We start from the raw sequence: 15116 nt of genomic DNA on the forward strand, positions 1-15116 counted from the left end.
GATTTTTAAACTGAGGTAAAGGAGGAAAAGAGTATGCCTTTTTATCATCGCTTAGGCAAAATCCCAAAAAAGCGTCATACACAGTTCCGGAAAGAGAATGGGGACTTGTACTATGAAGAAGTAATGGGGACGAAGGGGTTTTCTGGCATTCAATCGATCCTTTATCACCATCAGCCTCCGACGAAAGTAAGTGAAGTCCAAGCGGGGCCAACCTTCCATCACGAAACAGAAGAGCAAGAGAAGCTACAACACCGGCATTTCAAGTCCCAGGATGTCTCTACAGGAGGAGACGCCATTAACGGGAGACAGTTTTTCCTTGTGAATGAAGATGTCCAAATAGGGGTTTGCTTACCACAAGAACAGATGGACTACTTCTATCGTAACGGTGTAAAAGACGAGTTGATCTTTGTTCACCAAGGTCGGGGGGTACTAGAAACTAATTTTGGCTACCTATCCTTTGTCCCAGGTGATTATATTGTACTACCGATTGGGACAACGTATCGTTTTCGTTTGGAGGGAGAGGGACATAGGTTTTTAGTGGTGGAAGCAAACAGCCGCATTGAAACACCTAAGCGGTATCGGAACGAGTATGGACAGCTCTTAGAGCACGCCCCATTTTGCGAACGCGATATTCGCGTGCCAGAGGAACTTCATACGTTTGACGAAGAGGGAGAATTTATCGTCAAAGTGAACATGGATAATCGCGTGACCACTTTTAAATATCAGCACCATCCGTTTGATGTTGTCGGTTGGGATGGGTACTTGTATCCTTATATTTTTAATATTGATGATTTTGAACCCATTACAGGGCGTATTCACCAGCCGCCACCCGTCCACCAGACATTTGCCGGGCATAACTTTGTCGTATGCTCATTTGTGCCAAGGCTATTTGATTACCACCCTGAAGCGATACCCGCACCATACGCCCATAGTAATGTGAATAGCGATGAAGTCCTGTATTATGTCGAGGGTAACTTCATGAGTCGTAAGGGTATTGACATCGGCTCCTTCACCTTACATCCGTCCGGTATCCCTCATGGTCCACATCCAGGTACTATTGAAGCCAGCCTAGGCAAAAAAGAAACGCATGAACTGGCCGTCATGATCGATACGTTTCGACCGCTTCGAGCGACGCAGTTTGCGCTTCAATTTGAAGACCAAAATTATATGCACAGTTGGAATCCTCAGCAGGCTTAGAGGCCTTACTGTTCATTTTTTTGGTCCGTTTCCACTTCTAATATCGTCCCCGTATCCGCATCAACTTTGAACTCTACGAAGGCGGGCTGATCGTTAACCATACCGGTCAGTCCACCTTGATAGACGTGATAGTGGATACCACTGCGCTCTTCACTTATAGGCTCTACGTGGATCCAGCTCCCGACAATCTCCATTTTATGCTTATACTTGCCTTTGATCTCTTGTACAATTTTCTCCGGCTTGACATACTGAGATTCACTTGCTCTGTTAAGTACATAACTAGCGGTTAAACCGGCTGCAACACCTAGTAGAAATCGTCCTAACTTCATCCTGCATAACCTCCTCGTTGCTGTTGAACAGCTTTATAAACGACAACCTTGTTTTTACCTGATTGTTTCGCTTCGTATAGGGCGCTATCAGCACCTGAAAACCACTCATCCTTACTCATGTTCTGTTCATACGTATGCAGCCCAATACTGATTGTGATTTGCTCTGCAACATTATCTAGTGACATGCTTTCTATTTCCTGTCTTATCTTTTCTAAAGCCTCGTATACCTCTTCTGATTGTTTATCGATGAAAACAATGACGAATTCTTCGCCGCCATACCTTGCTACGAAATCATCATGGCTCACATGCCTCTTCAGTCTTTTTGCCGTTTGTTTGAGCACAATATCTCCTTTTTGATGCCCGTATGTATCGTTAATTTTTTTAAAATTATCTAGATCTAAAACGGCCAGATGAAGCGTTGATTCATGGGCATGTCTTAATAAGTAATCCGTATACTCTTGAAAAGCACGGTGGTTGTTAACTTCGGTTAACGCATCAGTCTTGGATACTTTTTCAATGACCACTTTAGAAATCATCAATTCTTCAGAGGATTTAATAGAATCTTCTAGATGACGCAACAGTTCAACGCCACGAATCATGATGTTAAGCGCAATGACCCCACCGAAGAAGAGAATGGACACCATGGAAATAATATGTGTGAGTGTGACGTCGAGCATCCATGTAGGATGGGTAAACAATAACGCACTGTAATAGATAAGAGATATAAATGACGCATAGAGTACCTTGCGATGATTAAAATAAATGCATGAGAATAATATGGGTAGCAAAAAGATACTTTCAATGCCTTTGACACTGTAATGATGGTATACCAAGGCAAATGCTATGGCCCCACTAAAAAATATGATAAAATAAGAATTCAATTGCGGGGATAACAGTCGCGTGAACACTTCGACCATGAGTAATATGACAAACAACACAACACTAGGTAAAATAACATAGTTGATGATAAAACTGACTTTATCGTAGGTCGTTAAAATTAGATTAACATTGGCGACAAAGAAGGATATGAGCAAAATGAGCCATAGGTTGTTAATGATTCGTCTATTCCACTTCTTGATATTTAGGGAATCTAATTCATGTACTTTCAATACTTTGCCCGCCTCCTTCCGTGAAACCCATCACATTGTTTACCTAACGATAACACGACTTTATCAGTAATAAGTATAACCTATTATACCAGTCTGAGCATTAAATTTTGGAGAGAATTTCATGAGAAAGGAGTACACCCAATTGTCAGAAACGGGACTGTCAGAATTAGTGTGGAAAAAGCAAGCCATCCCTCATCAGGAATCTAAGGATTGGAAAATCCCGATGGTTGAGATATTTGAAACGGTTGAAGGAGAGGGGATGAAGGCTGGTTTCCCTACTGTATTTGTACGCGTATTCCATTGCAATTTACGCTGTACTTGGTGTGATACACCTTATAGTTATGCCCCTGCAAAGCCAGAATTTGAAGCCAGCTTAGATGACATTGTGCGTCAGGTGGCTACCTATTCGAGTCAACACATATGCCTTACAGGGGGAGAACCGCTTATACACCGTGAAAAATCAGCAGCATTGATACAGCATCTAGCTGAATTGCCGCATATACAAGATATTCACATTGAGACGAACGGGGCCATTGATATTCGTCCCTTTGCCAAAATCCGCAGTGCAAACCCACTGTGGAGAGATAAGGTCCGTTTTGTCATGGACTACAAACTCCCGGACAGTGGGGAAATGGAGCGCATGATTCATGAGAATTTTGATGTGTTAGCGCGTCAAGATGAGATCAAGTTTGTGATCGGTTCAGATGAGGATTTTGAGATTGCAAGGAAAGTCATACATGAGCACCATGATCAAGGACAAGTGTTGATGAGTCCAGTGTGGGAAACGATGCCACCTAGAAAACTGGTAGAGAAAGTTCTCGAACAGGATTTAGCTTATGTCAAAGTTAATATGCAACTACACAAGGTGATCTGGGACCCAGATCAACGTGGGGTCTAAAAGAAATGATATAGAGACTAAATACGAGAGGAGAGTTAAAAGTGAAGAAAGCAGTCGTTGTATTGAGCGGGGGATTAGATAGTACGACGTGTATGGGCATCGCTCATGAACAAGGGTATGACCTGTATCCTATTACATTTCATTATGGACAAAGACATGAACGGGAAGTCCAACAGGCGGAGCAGGTTGCGTCTTATTACGAGGTGAATGACCACCGGATCGTCGATGTGAGGTTTTTAAATGATATCGGTGGAAGTGCACTCACCGATGAATCAATTGAGGTACCTGCACAAGGGGGAGATGGAGACATCCCGACCACTTATGTGCCAGCTCGTAACTTAATCTTTTTATCTCTGGCCACAGCTTACGCGGAAGTCATCGGAGCTGAAAAAATTTATATTGGGGTTAGTGCCGTAGATTATAGCGGTTACCCAGACTGCCGCCCTGAGTTCATCAATAGCATGTCAAACACAATTCGTTTGGCCACTAAGGCTGGTGCGACGGGACAACACTTATCCATTGAGACACCGTTAATTCATATGACGAAAGCTGAGACGGTAGAAACAGGTATAAGGCTTAACGTCCCCTATCATCTCACAACGTCATGCTATAAGGGTGAGGAGATCGCCTGTGGTGAATGTGATAGTTGTAGACTGCGGCTAAAGGGGTTTGAGGAAGCGGGTTTTACAGACCCTATCGCTTACCATACTCGTTAACCGAAAGACAAATCTAAAGACAGATATACCAATGAAAATAATGGTTACCCTCCCACTAGGTTCCTATTGAATGGCGAAGCATCCCTGCGTATACTTATACTTGCTATAATTTACATTCATTTACTTTTCTACCTTGAAGGTCATGTGAGTGAGCTGTGTGAAGTATAAGCATGGTACATGCCCTGCTGCAAATAACATGAAACGTATGGGAGGGTTATTATTTTGACTCATCAAATAAAAACAATGATTGTTGTTGCCATATTAACAGTTGGATTGGGATTGACAATGCCAACACAAGTAGCGGAAGCTGCACCTGAATTAAAAGAGGGAGATGTTGGGGGCTATGTATGGGACCTACAACATCGTCTGCAGCAACTCGGTCACTATCAAGAACCCTTAGACGGCAAATTTGGTCCACACAATAAAGAGGCTGTCTACCGCTTCCAGCATCAGCAAGGATTAGTGGTTGATGGTGTAACTGGATTTAGGACGTGGCAAGCGCTACGACAAGTCACATTTACAGTAGAGGAAATTGAAATGTTAGCCAAACTTGTATATGGTGAAGCGAGAGGTGAAACGTTTGAAGGTCAGGTCGCTGTCGCGGCTGTGGCTATTAACAGACTGCATGATGATCGCTTTCCAAATAACATGAGAGGCGTTATCTTTGAGCCTCGTGCTTTTACAGCAGTCGATGACGGGCAGTATTATCAAGCACCTGATAAAGAAGCCTATCGTGCTGTCTATTACGCAATAAGAGGGTGGGACCCATCAGAAGGGGCTTTATTTTACTTTAACCCTGATGTTGCCACGTCAAGTTGGATATGGTCAAGAGATCAAATTAAAACCATAGGCAAGCACATTTTTGCCGTATAAATATTTTAATTCTTAACCTTTTGTTCGATGAATCTTACCCTGCCCAATGAAGATAAATTATCTTTATTGGGCTTTTTTGTGCTTTATATGTATGCTAGGTGGCAATAGTTTGTTTATAATGGAGTATATAGCACACTTACCACATATACAATGGGGAAAAGATGTCTAGCGTCATGTTTTTCATAACATGTGGTCATGCAAAAGGGCCACCTGTAAATAGGTTTGAGTGTACATAGGATTGACATTGATCAGCTCAAATAGAGAAGGGAGATTAATATGAAAGAGCAAACACGCCAACTATTCAAGAGGTTAACTGAAGCACCAGGTGCACCTGGATTTGAACATGAAGTGAGAAATATAATGAAGGAAGAACTGTCCCCGTATGCCGATGAGATTATTCAAGATAACCTAGGTAGCGTCTTCGGAGTCAAAAGAGGGGATGATAATGGCCCGAAAGTGATGGTGGCCGGGCACATGGATGAGGTTGGGTTTATGGTAACCCAGGTCACAGAACAAGGTTTCATACGCTTTCAAACGTTAGGAGGATGGTGGAGCCAGGTTCTATTAGCCCAACGTGTGCAGATTATCACAGACAATGGTCCTGTGGAAGGGGTCGTCGGGTCTGTACCGCCACATGTCCTTACACCAGAACAACGAAAGAAGCCGACTGACATTAAAAATATGTTCATTGATATAGGGGCAGACGACCAAGAAGACGCTAAGCGTATCGGCATTCGTCCTGGACAACAAATCGTACCTGTGTGTCCATTTACCCCTTTGGCTAATGAGAAGAAAATTATGGCCAAAGCCTGGGATAACCGCTATGGATGTGGGTTAGCGATTGAATTATTACAGGCATTACAAAACGAGTCATTACCGAATGTCCTTTACTCAGGCGCACATGTACAAGAAGAAGTAGGTTTAAGAGGGGCGGCAACCTCGGCTCATATGATTCAACCGGATATTTTCTTCGCCTTAGATGCCGGGCCTGCAAATGATGCACCAGGTGTAAAGGATGGGTTCGGCAAGGTAGGGAAAGGTGCCCTTCTCAGAATCTACGATCGCTCTATGATTGCTCATAAAGAACTACGCGATTACATCCTGGATACCGCTGATACCGAGGACATCCCATATCAATTCTTCGTATCGCAAGGCGGAACGGATGCCGGGCGTGTTCATATGAGTCAAAGTGGTGTACCTTCTGCTGTCATTGGCATTTGTGCCCGTTATATACACAGTCATGCTTCTATTGCTCATGTAGACGACTACGAAGCGGCAAAGCAATTACTCATCACATTAGTGAAGAAGATGGATCGCACGACAGTAGAAACGATTAAAAAAGGATAAGATTTCGCTTGGACACAAGAGAGACTAAAAGGCTGTTGACCATTAGGAGTCAACAGCCTTTTTTATGCAACTTTTTCCATTCTGCTGCGTCAATAATGGTTGGAAGACATTCAAGGGAGAGGAGAACAAATTGGTGAATCAGAAACTTATCTTCAATAAGAATTCGTGCATAGAATTTGTGAGTCAAATGAGTAAGCTCGGGTTGGCTTTGTTACTCGTGGTGTCATTATTGCTCCCAACTTCACAAGGGCAGGCGCAAACACAAATGAATGTTTATTTGGATCAATATCCACTCATTTTTGCTGTAGAGCCCCGAATGCTTTATACAGACAGAGGTGGACATACGATGGTCCCTTTTAGAAAGCTAGCGGAATCGATAGGCGTCGATGTTCGCTGGGACCAACAGACGAGAACGATTAATGCCCAAGGGTACGAGAAAACGGTCACGTTGACAATTGGCCAGTCACAAGCTCAAGTGGATGGAGAGCAATTACAGTTAGACGTTGCTCCTATTGTAGATCAAGGACATACACTTATTCCTTTACGCTTCTTTGTAGAAGTGTTTGGCGCCACAGTGAAGTGGGATGGAGAGAATCAAACCGTATACATTCAATCGCCTCCAAGGGATATGTATACCATGGCTTTTTATGGTTTAGGATCATTTGAAAAAAGACATTATGTTCCTATGTTTAACGGGATGGCCTATACTTGGTCAAGGATCACCACTGATGGCGAGTGGATAACGTCGCGTGAACAAGATAACGAATATTTTTGGCCCCAGCCGCACCCTGATGCAAGTGCAGAGGACATTATCGCCTCTGGGCAAGGACAGGGCGGAGAAGCATATTTAATGGTCGCTGCTTTCGAACATAGGGGCGAGGTTAGTGCAATTCTAGAGGATGCTAATAATACACAAACGGCCATTGACGGTATGGTAGAGAGAAGCGTTGAAAAGGGTTTAGACGGCATCCTTATTGACTTCGAGGGCATCCAGGATACAGAAGAACAAGCCAGTCTTAAGACAGCGTACACAGCGTTTATATCGTTACTGACACAGAAGGCACAACAACATGATCTGAAAGTGGTTACAGCATTACCTCCACCTAATAATGTTTATAGTGGATATGAGTATGCTAAGGTAGCGGACATGGTTGATGCGATCTATCTCATGGCCTATGACTACAACCCGCGGGGAGACGGGCTTGACCACCGCTTACCAGAACCGATGACGATGGTCGACCAGGGCATCAAGCAAACGTTAGAACAAGTACCAGCTGAAAAGATTGTGTTAGGCATTAACGTCATCTATGAAACGCCAGAGACGACAACGCATAAGATAGGGCTTTCTAAACGTTATGACCTCAAAGGGGTTGGGTTCTGGATTCTACCAGGGATGACAGATGAACATATAGAAAAAATGAATGAAACAGTGCCACTGCACAAGTCATCATGACTTGGATAAAAAATGGCCAACTTTCTAGTACAGAGATGTGCTAGACTATGGTTAGTTTCATTTTTAAATAAAAGATCAGGGCAGGCTCAATCCATTTTATACAGGAGGAAGCATGATCCTGATCTTTTCTAAGTGAAGTAGTAAAAGGAGACAATATAAAAAACACAGTAGAACCACACACACTTTAATGGAGGACAATGATGCATATATATGTTGGTAGTTTAAATCCTACAAAAATAAAAGCAGTTGAAATGACAATAGAGCAGGTTCAGAAAACGCCAGGGGGATTATGGTCTAATAGCCAAGAGGCGTGGCACATACAGGGTGAAGATGTCTCTTCGGATGTCTCCTCTCAGCCCATGTCGGATGAGGAAACGATAGAGGGAGCGATGAACCGCTGCCGACATTTACGAAGCATGTATGCCCAAGGGATTTGTATCGGTTTAGAGGGAGGCGTTCAGGACACGAGTCAAGGACTGTTTCTTTGTAATTGGGGGGCCATGCTTGATGAGCATGATGAATGGTACCTCGCATCGGGGGCTAGAGTTCGACTACCCGACGTTGTAGCTGAGGGCATAATAAGTGGAAAAGAATTAGGGGAAGTGATTGACCTATACGCTCAGAAGACTGAAGTGAGGAAAAATGAAGGAGCGATTGGCATCCTCAGTCACGGATCGCTCGATCGCTCCAGCATGTTTGCCCAGGTTGTAGGCTTACTGATAGGCCAAAAACGTCATTACGCCGTCTCAAAGATGTAAGAAAGAGCTTGAATCGCTTGTTGCGGCGTTTGAACAACAACTTGGGCCTTGTTTGAGATTTCCTTTAAGGCATGATGTAGCTCTTCAGGGCGAATGAGGATAAGGGGCTTACCTAACGTTATAGCGGTCGAAGCATCCATGGCTGTATTCCATTGCTTATACGTCTTGCCAAAAAGGGCAATGATGACGTCAGATTTATTCATAAGGACTTGTGTACGTAAGTTATTAATTTGAGAAGCCGCTTCGTCTTTTAAAATAGGGTTAGGCTGTTGGCCTAGTATTTCCTCACCAATGTCATCGGAACGGTCATGGTTTTCCATTGGTCCTACAAAGTCTATGGGTAAATGGTGCTCTTCAGCCAGTTTTTTGACCTCACTTCTCCAGTCGTCATGAATTTGTCCAGCTAAGTATACGGTTAATTTCATATAACATTCCTCCATTTCCATTATGATTGGTTTATTAGTCCTAGACTCGTTAACATCATACCCGTCCTATCATTTTTTCAATCTTTTTGTTAAAATCCCTTCAAGAGATTTTTTTAATAAACGCTAAGGTGAGGTTGAACAGTACCAGCTGAGGGGATAGACGGGATTGTGGGGGACATACGTTGACCTTTTTCAAATTCGTTTTCCAATTTAATACAATTAGGTGTGATCACTTGCAACTTTGGCCTTATTCATGCGTTAATATTAAAGGGCTTGAGAATTTATTATAGGACGATTGACATAAACGACATTTATCTAACGAAATAATAATATAGGGTCGTCTATCTTTATCGTTGATAGTCTCGTTATATGTTAAAAAACAGGAGATGAATCATCATGAGTAAAAATAAAAAGTTTAAACCAAACTGGAAATGGATCGCTATTATTGGCGTTAGTCTAGCATTTTTGGCATGTTTAGCTGTCATTGGCTTTATGGGACTTATCCTTACACAAAATTATCACGTTGATGAATCAAAGCTAGAAAACATGCGTCAAGCGACCACGTTATACGATAGAAAAGGAGAAGAAGTCGGTAAAATATTTAGGGAAAATCGAGAATATGTTCCTTTAGAAGAAATGCCTGATCTCTTAAAAGAGGCATTTGTAGCAGTGGAAGACCGGCGTTTCTATGAGCACAGTGGGGTGGACTTCCGATCCATTGCCAGAGCTTTATACCGAGATATACTAGCTCGAAGCGCAGTGGAAGGAGGTAGTACGATTACTCAGCAGCTCGTGAAAAATGTTTTCTTATCTAGTGAGAAAAAACTGATGAGAAAGACTGAAGAGGTTTTAATTGCCGTTAACTTAGAAAAACGTTATACCAAAGATGAAATACTAGAAATGTATTTAAACTATATCTTCTTTGGTGGGCATGAAAAATATGGTAGCGCCTACGGCATTGCCGCAGCTGCGGACATGTATTTTGATAAGGAAGTCCAGGACTTAGAGTTAAGCGAAATAGCGATGCTTGCAGCGTTACCGAAGGCACCTAACTCCTATGCCCCTGTTCGTGAAGAGAATTCAGAAAGAAGTGAGCAACGTCGTCAGGTTGTCTTAAACCTGATGTATGACCAAGGCATTATTACAGCAGAACAACGTAAAGAAGCTGCCGAAGCAGAACTTGACATAGCGGAGCCAGGAGACAGTGGCAACCCTGCCTATAACACGTATATTGATATGGTCATTGATGAGGCTAAGGAGAAATACGATCTTACAGGTGAGGAAATCTTAACTGGGGGATATAAAATATATACCTCAATGGATGCCGAAGCTCAACAGAGTATGTATGACGCTTTTCGCACAGATGGCCCGCACACAGATCTGTTCCCTGAAGGGGCTAACTCAGAAGGGGTCGTACAAGGCGGTATGGTGATGCTTGATCACCAATCAGGTGCTGTTTCAGCTGTCATTGGCGGGCGAAATAATAAGCGTGGTGACATGAATAGAGCGACGGTAAATTCAGCTTTCCAAGGTAGACAACCAGGATCAGCGTTTAAACCTCTGGCTGTTTATGCACCAGCACTTGAACTTGGATGGAATCCTTATGATCTCGTTAAGGATGAACCAATGGACTTTGGCGGATATGCACCTCAAAACTATGATCATCGTTTCCACGGAGATGTGACAATGATGAAGGCCGTGGAACAATCTTACAATGTCCCTGCCGTATGGCTATTGAATGAAATTGGCATCAATATGGGGACGGAATACGTGGAAGCCTTCGGATTTGATCCAGCCGAACGTGAACTGGGAATGGCGCTCGGTGGTGGAAACGTCATGGTCAGTCCGATGCAAATGGCTAGAGCTTACGGGGCTTTCGCCAATAATGGTGTCATGATGGAACCGTATCTGATTGATAGAATCGAAGACCGTAATGGTAATGTCATCGTGAACAATGAAATGGAGTTTGAGCAAGTCATTAGTCCGCAAACGGCATGGTATATGACGCGCATGCTGAAGAATGTTGTGGATGAAGGGACAGGAAGGCGAGCACAGATGGCACACGATGTAGCGGGTAAAACGGGGACAACTCAGGACCCTAATGGTTCAGGAAATGCCCGTGATGCTTGGTTTGTCGGTTACACACCACAATATGTCACAGCGGTTTGGTTAGGAAAAGATGACGCGACACCAATCATATCAGGTGGCAGTCAGCATCCAACAAGACTATTCCACCATGTGATGTCTCAAGCATTGGATGGTCAGAGTCCGCAACAGTTTGTAAGACCTGATGGCGTAGATGAGTTAGTACCACCTGTACGATTCGAAAAAATGAGTGACTTACAAGCTATCTTATCAATGAATAACAACTTTAGTGTCACAGTGACACTAGATTTCACACCTAACAGTGATGAAAGAGTGGGGTATAAGATTTACAGGATGAACGGCGATGACCGTGAGTTACTCGCTGATTTGCGCAGAGAAGAACTTATAGAAGGCAGACAGTGGGTGGATGAGAATGTAAATATCATGAACCTGCCCGATTATCAGGTTGTCCCTTACGACCTTACAACCGGTCGAGAAGGATCACCTTCTAACGTTGCACAAGTGAGTATGAGTCGTGAAAGAGGGAATGACGACGATGATGACGAATATGATGAATGGCTAGAGGATCTTGAGGAAGAATATCTAGAAGAAGGTAAAAAAAAAAGAAAAAACGAAAAAAAAGAAGAAACTGAACTAACAGATGAAGAAAACAGAAGAAACGAAGAGCCTTCAAATGAAGATGGTGACGATGAAGATGATCAAGATGAGGAGGCGTCTCGAGAAGACGACCAAGATGTAGAAGATGACGGTGACGACGATGTAGATGATGACGATGATGCCCAAAGCGAAGATGCAGCTTAATCAGTCATATACCGCCGTGATTGTCTCACTATAAGAAACTAACCAAAAAAACAAGGTGATCTCCCAACAGGGGAGGCACCTTGTTTTTGTTATGCTCTCATTGTTTTGATGTGTGGTTTCTCGCATCTCTGCAATGAAGCAAGCATACGTTATTCGCTATTCGAGCGCCATGTACGCTCATTATCACGTCTGACGGTATAACCATGAGCGTCGAGAGCTTCTAGAAACGGGATGAGGTATTTACGTGACGTATTGAAGACAGGTCTAACGTCTGCGATCGCGAACGTTTCAGGCGTCTGCTTTTGAAGGTCAGAGACCAGTCTTTCAAAGATCGGGGTGTAAAGCACGCGATCTTCGCCTAACGAGACAACCTCTCCTCTGCGCAGTAGCAAGCGTTGTAAGTCCTCCTGTCGCTCTGCTGGCATATCTGAAGGTAATAAAGATGACCAAACGGGTACCTCGATCGGATTATTGTCCATTTGGCTTTTTACATTTTCCCATATCTCTTGATCTTTAGGTTTCAGTACAGCTGTAAACCCATGTGAAGAGACGAGCTCTTGTTTAATAGCCACTTTTTCCTCTTGTTCAGCCACCTTCAAGACCAGATTCCACTGTGCTGTCGCGAGATTGCTGAAATAACGCTTTTGTAACTGGACACGTTCTATCCCTTCTCTTAATGGGTATCTCTTATGGTACTTATCAAGTTCCTCTTGGATGCCTTGCCATATGTTTTCCCAAAATGACAAGGTTGTGAGTAAGGTTTGTTGTCCTTTGTCATCGTCCAGTTGTTTTAATCCTTTTTCCTCAGGAGACGAGATGTCTTGCTCCCAATCGCTTTGAGATACACCGAGCTGATGTGTCAGTTCACTAAGGGGTATGACGCCTGATTGTTCTAGTACATGAGCAGCACGCGCCCCGATATCCCCCTCTTTTTTCATCGCAATCTGCTCAATTGTATCCGCTCCGAACTTGTGTTTAGTCGCGTAGGGGTCAATGACGCTCCCGCCACCGATGGTTGTCATCGGAGTGGGACGCCTAAGGACGAAACGTTCTTCAAATAGTGTCGTGATTGGTTCCTTTAATTCTAGTTGAGCGTAACAGGTGTCCCCGGGTTGTAACTCATTTCGGTCAAACAATATTAATCGGCTCAGCACTTCAGCTGTTCCTATGTGTAGACGAACTTCGCTACGTTGTTTCAATTCAAAATCAAGGTCGTCTAAAATTTTTAGCTCAATATCGATGCGTTGAGTGGGTTCCACCGTGTCTTTTGTCACAAGCACATCACCACGATGGACGTCGTCAACGTGCACGTCGGATATATTAACCGCGACGCGTTGCCCAGCGTAAGCACTGTCTCTTGGCTGGTCGTGTACTTGAATATTTCTTACCTTGACGTTTTTGCCAGACGGTAATAGGTCCAACTCATCTCCCACACTGACTTTTCCTTGATACATCGTCCCCGTCACTATAGTACCGAACCCTTTCTTGGTAAAAACGCGGTCTATAGGTAGACGGGCAATACCATGAATCGGGCGAGCAGGGACGTGGGCCATGTAAGCTTCAATTTCCTGTTTTAACAGGTCTATCCCTTTACCGGATAGACTATCCACTTCGTGAATAGAAGCTTCTTGTAGAAAGGTATGAGCCGTTTCTTCTCGAACAGATTCCCTGACCAATTCTAGAAACTCTTCGTCTACCGCATCAACCTTTGTCAGAACGATAAGCCCGCGTTTGATACCCAAAAGATTTAAGATATCAATATGCTCCTTGGTTTGAGGCATGACCCCTTCATCAGCGGCAATAACAAGTAAGACCATATCGATGCCTGCGACACCGGCCACCATTTGACGAATAAATCGCTCATGTCCAGGCACGTCGACGACGCCCACATTTTTACCGTTAGATAAGGGGAAAGAAGCAAAACCTAGCTCTATTGAGATGTTACGATCCTGTTCTTCTTTTAATCGATCCGTTACTTTGCCTGTAAGGGCTTTTGTCAGTGTTGATTTACCATGATCTATATGCCCGGCTATACCTAAAGTATAATGTTGTTCCGTTATCGCTTCCTGTGTCATACAAATGACTCCTTTTCTATTCTAACGTGTTCATGATGAATCGTTCGGTCGTTTCAATGGCTTCTTTTAATGGCGCTGTTTCAGATTCAAAAGGGTGAACCGCATTGAACGTATGTTGACCATCCTTTATCTTCACCCACTGTACGTTAGGATTCGCTGCCACTAATTGTTTGGATCCATCCAGTAATCGGGGCATATCCTCAGTTCCTTGAACCAATATAACAGGACAGGTCATCGACTTAATTCTTTGGAGAATATCATATCTATCTCTATTTTTCTCCATATCCTCTAGGATCACCCGATCGAGAGGCATTTGTTGTTTCGTCCGTGCGTTTTCCACATAAGTTCGACCAAACCGACGCATCTCTTCTTTCATCTCTTTCGTTAAGAGATCAACATGAGTCACACCGTTCCAGCTTATGACACCGTTCACGGTGTCAGGGTGATCTAATGCATATAGAAGTGCAATGCCACCGCCTCTGCTGTGTCCCAAGAGGAAGATAGACGCCGTTGAAGGGGGATCGGCATGTTTAAGTGGCAGGGACTGATCACGGATGTGTGTGATCAGTGTGTCCAGGTCTTCGAGGTCTTTAGTGTATGTTTGAGTTGCGAATTTTCCCAGCTCTGAAAAAGAAGTGAGATCTGGTCCAACACCATTATGAGAGTAATTAAATGTCATAACATCAAATGCCTCCGATAAACGTTGGGCTGTATGTGGGAAAAATCCCCAGTCTTTAAACCCTTTAAACCCGTGACAGACAACAATGGTTCCATTAGAAGAACCGCGAGCAGGATAAAGGTCCCCGCGTACCACTCTATCAGTATCCAACTGTAACTCAAAAGGAATGGCCATACTCTTTTACCTCCTTCTAAATAAATGTTTATTTTGTTCACATATCTATCACGATTATGTACACAATTATAGAAACAAAATGAGATTTCAATCGTATTCTATTCTAACAAGCTTTGTACATATTTTAAAATGTTATCAATTTAAATTACCAGTCATTGGCATCGTAAAACAACGTG

The 15116-nt window shown here is 43.4% G+C and carries 13 protein-coding genes; 8 read left to right on the top strand and 5 right to left on the bottom strand.

Annotated elements, in window-relative coordinates; all coding sequences use genetic code 11:
* Window positions 1–33 precede the first annotated feature (33 nt).
* Window positions 34–1197 (top strand): homogentisate 1,2-dioxygenase, encoded by a 1164-nt coding sequence (locus JKM87_RS04370; RefSeq protein ID WP_202078351.1) that lies wholly within the window; start codon window positions 34–36, stop codon window positions 1195–1197.
* Window positions 1198–1202: 5 nt separating this feature from the next.
* On the opposite strand, the gene JKM87_RS04375 is transcribed toward JKM87_RS04370, so the two are convergent.
* Both JKM87_RS04375 and JKM87_RS04380 read right to left on the bottom strand, forming a co-directional pair.
* Window positions 1203–1526, bottom strand: coding sequence for a PepSY domain-containing protein (locus JKM87_RS04375; protein ID WP_202078353.1), 324 nt, complete (start codon window positions 1524–1526; stop codon window positions 1203–1205).
* A complete protein-coding gene (locus tag JKM87_RS04380; protein WP_202078355.1) occupies window positions 1523–2635 on the bottom strand; it encodes a GGDEF domain-containing protein in 1113 nt (370 codons plus the stop codon). The genes JKM87_RS04375 and JKM87_RS04380 overlap by 4 nt, the downstream gene beginning before the upstream one ends.
* 121 nt (window positions 2636–2756) lie before the next feature.
* Here JKM87_RS04380 and JKM87_RS04385 point away from each other — a divergent pair, with 121 nt between their 5' ends.
* From JKM87_RS04385 to JKM87_RS04410, 6 genes are all read left to right on the top strand, one after another.
* Window positions 2757–3533 carry a 7-carboxy-7-deazaguanine synthase QueE gene (locus JKM87_RS04385; RefSeq protein ID WP_202078357.1) on the top strand — a complete coding sequence of 259 codons (777 nt, stop codon included), beginning with the start codon at window positions 2757–2759 and terminating at the stop codon, window positions 3531–3533.
* Window positions 3534–3574: 41 nt separating this feature from the next.
* Window positions 3575–4249 (top strand): 7-cyano-7-deazaguanine synthase QueC, encoded by a 675-nt coding sequence (gene queC, locus JKM87_RS04390; RefSeq protein WP_202078359.1) that lies wholly within the window; start codon window positions 3575–3577, stop codon window positions 4247–4249.
* 222 nt (window positions 4250–4471) lie between these two features.
* The gene (locus JKM87_RS04395) at window positions 4472–5122 is read left to right on the top strand and encodes a cell wall hydrolase (RefSeq protein WP_236838590.1); all 651 of its coding nucleotides are present in this window, start codon (window positions 4472–4474) and stop codon (window positions 5120–5122) included.
* 276 nt (window positions 5123–5398) lie between these two features.
* Window positions 5399–6469 (top strand): M42 family metallopeptidase, encoded by a 1071-nt coding sequence (locus tag JKM87_RS04400; RefSeq protein WP_202078361.1) that lies wholly within the window; start codon window positions 5399–5401, stop codon window positions 6467–6469.
* A gap of 133 nt (window positions 6470–6602) precedes the next feature.
* Window positions 6603–7922, top strand: a complete 1320-nt coding sequence (locus JKM87_RS04405) for a stalk domain-containing protein (protein WP_202078363.1) — start codon at window positions 6603–6605, stop codon at window positions 7920–7922.
* Between the two features lie 200 nt (window positions 7923–8122).
* On the top strand, window positions 8123–8680 hold the full coding sequence (locus JKM87_RS04410) for a DUF84 family protein (protein ID WP_202078365.1): 558 nt from the start codon (window positions 8123–8125) through the stop codon (window positions 8678–8680).
* Here JKM87_RS04410 and JKM87_RS04415 read toward each other — a convergent pair.
* Complete coding sequence (locus tag JKM87_RS04415) at window positions 8659–9105, bottom strand: YtoQ family protein (RefSeq protein WP_202078367.1); 447 nt, start codon at window positions 9103–9105, stop codon at window positions 8659–8661. The genes JKM87_RS04410 and JKM87_RS04415 overlap by 22 nt on opposite strands.
* Before the next feature lie 396 nt (window positions 9106–9501).
* Here JKM87_RS04415 and JKM87_RS04420 point away from each other — a divergent pair, with 396 nt between their 5' ends.
* A complete protein-coding gene (locus tag JKM87_RS04420) occupies window positions 9502–12012 on the top strand; it encodes a transglycosylase domain-containing protein (protein ID WP_202078369.1) in 2511 nt (836 codons plus the stop codon).
* Window positions 12013–12161: 149 nt separating this feature from the next.
* On the opposite strand, the gene selB is transcribed toward JKM87_RS04420, so the two are convergent.
* Together selB and JKM87_RS04430 are read right to left on the bottom strand one after the other, a co-directional pair.
* Window positions 12162–14087, bottom strand: coding sequence for a selenocysteine-specific translation elongation factor (gene selB, locus JKM87_RS04425; RefSeq protein ID WP_202078371.1), 1926 nt, complete (start codon window positions 14085–14087; stop codon window positions 12162–12164).
* Window positions 14088–14103: 16 nt separating this feature from the next.
* Complete coding sequence (locus JKM87_RS04430; RefSeq protein WP_202078373.1) at window positions 14104–14940, bottom strand: alpha/beta hydrolase family protein; 837 nt, start codon at window positions 14938–14940, stop codon at window positions 14104–14106.
* Window positions 14941–15116: the final 176 nt, after the last annotated feature.

This window comes from Caldalkalibacillus salinus, assembly GCF_016745835.1.
Classification (GTDB): domain Bacteria; phylum Bacillota; class Bacilli; order Caldalkalibacillales; family JCM-10596; genus Caldalkalibacillus_A; species Caldalkalibacillus_A salinus.

What these genes read in the sequence shown, in the direction of transcription:
- JKM87_RS04370 (WP_202078351.1), top strand. Translation starts at nt 34, where the DNA reads ATGCCTTTTTATCATCGCTTAGGCAAAATCCCAAAAAAGCGTCATACA.
- JKM87_RS04375 (WP_202078353.1), bottom strand. Translation starts at nt 1,526, where the DNA reads ATGAAGTTAGGACGATTTCTACTAGGTGTTGCAGCCGGTTTAACCGCT.
- JKM87_RS04385 (WP_202078357.1), top strand. Translation starts at nt 2,757, where the DNA reads ATGAGAAAGGAGTACACCCAATTGTCAGAAACGGGACTGTCAGAATTA.
- JKM87_RS04400 (WP_202078361.1), top strand. Translation starts at nt 5,399, where the DNA reads ATGAAAGAGCAAACACGCCAACTATTCAAGAGGTTAACTGAAGCACCA.
- JKM87_RS04410 (WP_202078365.1), top strand. Translation starts at nt 8,123, where the DNA reads ATGCATATATATGTTGGTAGTTTAAATCCTACAAAAATAAAAGCAGTT.
- JKM87_RS04415 (WP_202078367.1), bottom strand. Translation starts at nt 9,105, where the DNA reads ATGAAATTAACCGTATACTTAGCTGGACAAATTCATGACGACTGGAGA.
- JKM87_RS04420 (WP_202078369.1), top strand. Translation starts at nt 9,502, where the DNA reads ATGAGTAAAAATAAAAAGTTTAAACCAAACTGGAAATGGATCGCTATT.
- selB (WP_202078371.1), bottom strand. Translation starts at nt 14,087, where the DNA reads ATGACACAGGAAGCGATAACGGAACAACATTATACTTTAGGTATAGCC.
- JKM87_RS04430 (WP_202078373.1), bottom strand. Translation starts at nt 14,940, where the DNA reads ATGGCCATTCCTTTTGAGTTACAGTTGGATACTGATAGAGTGGTACGC.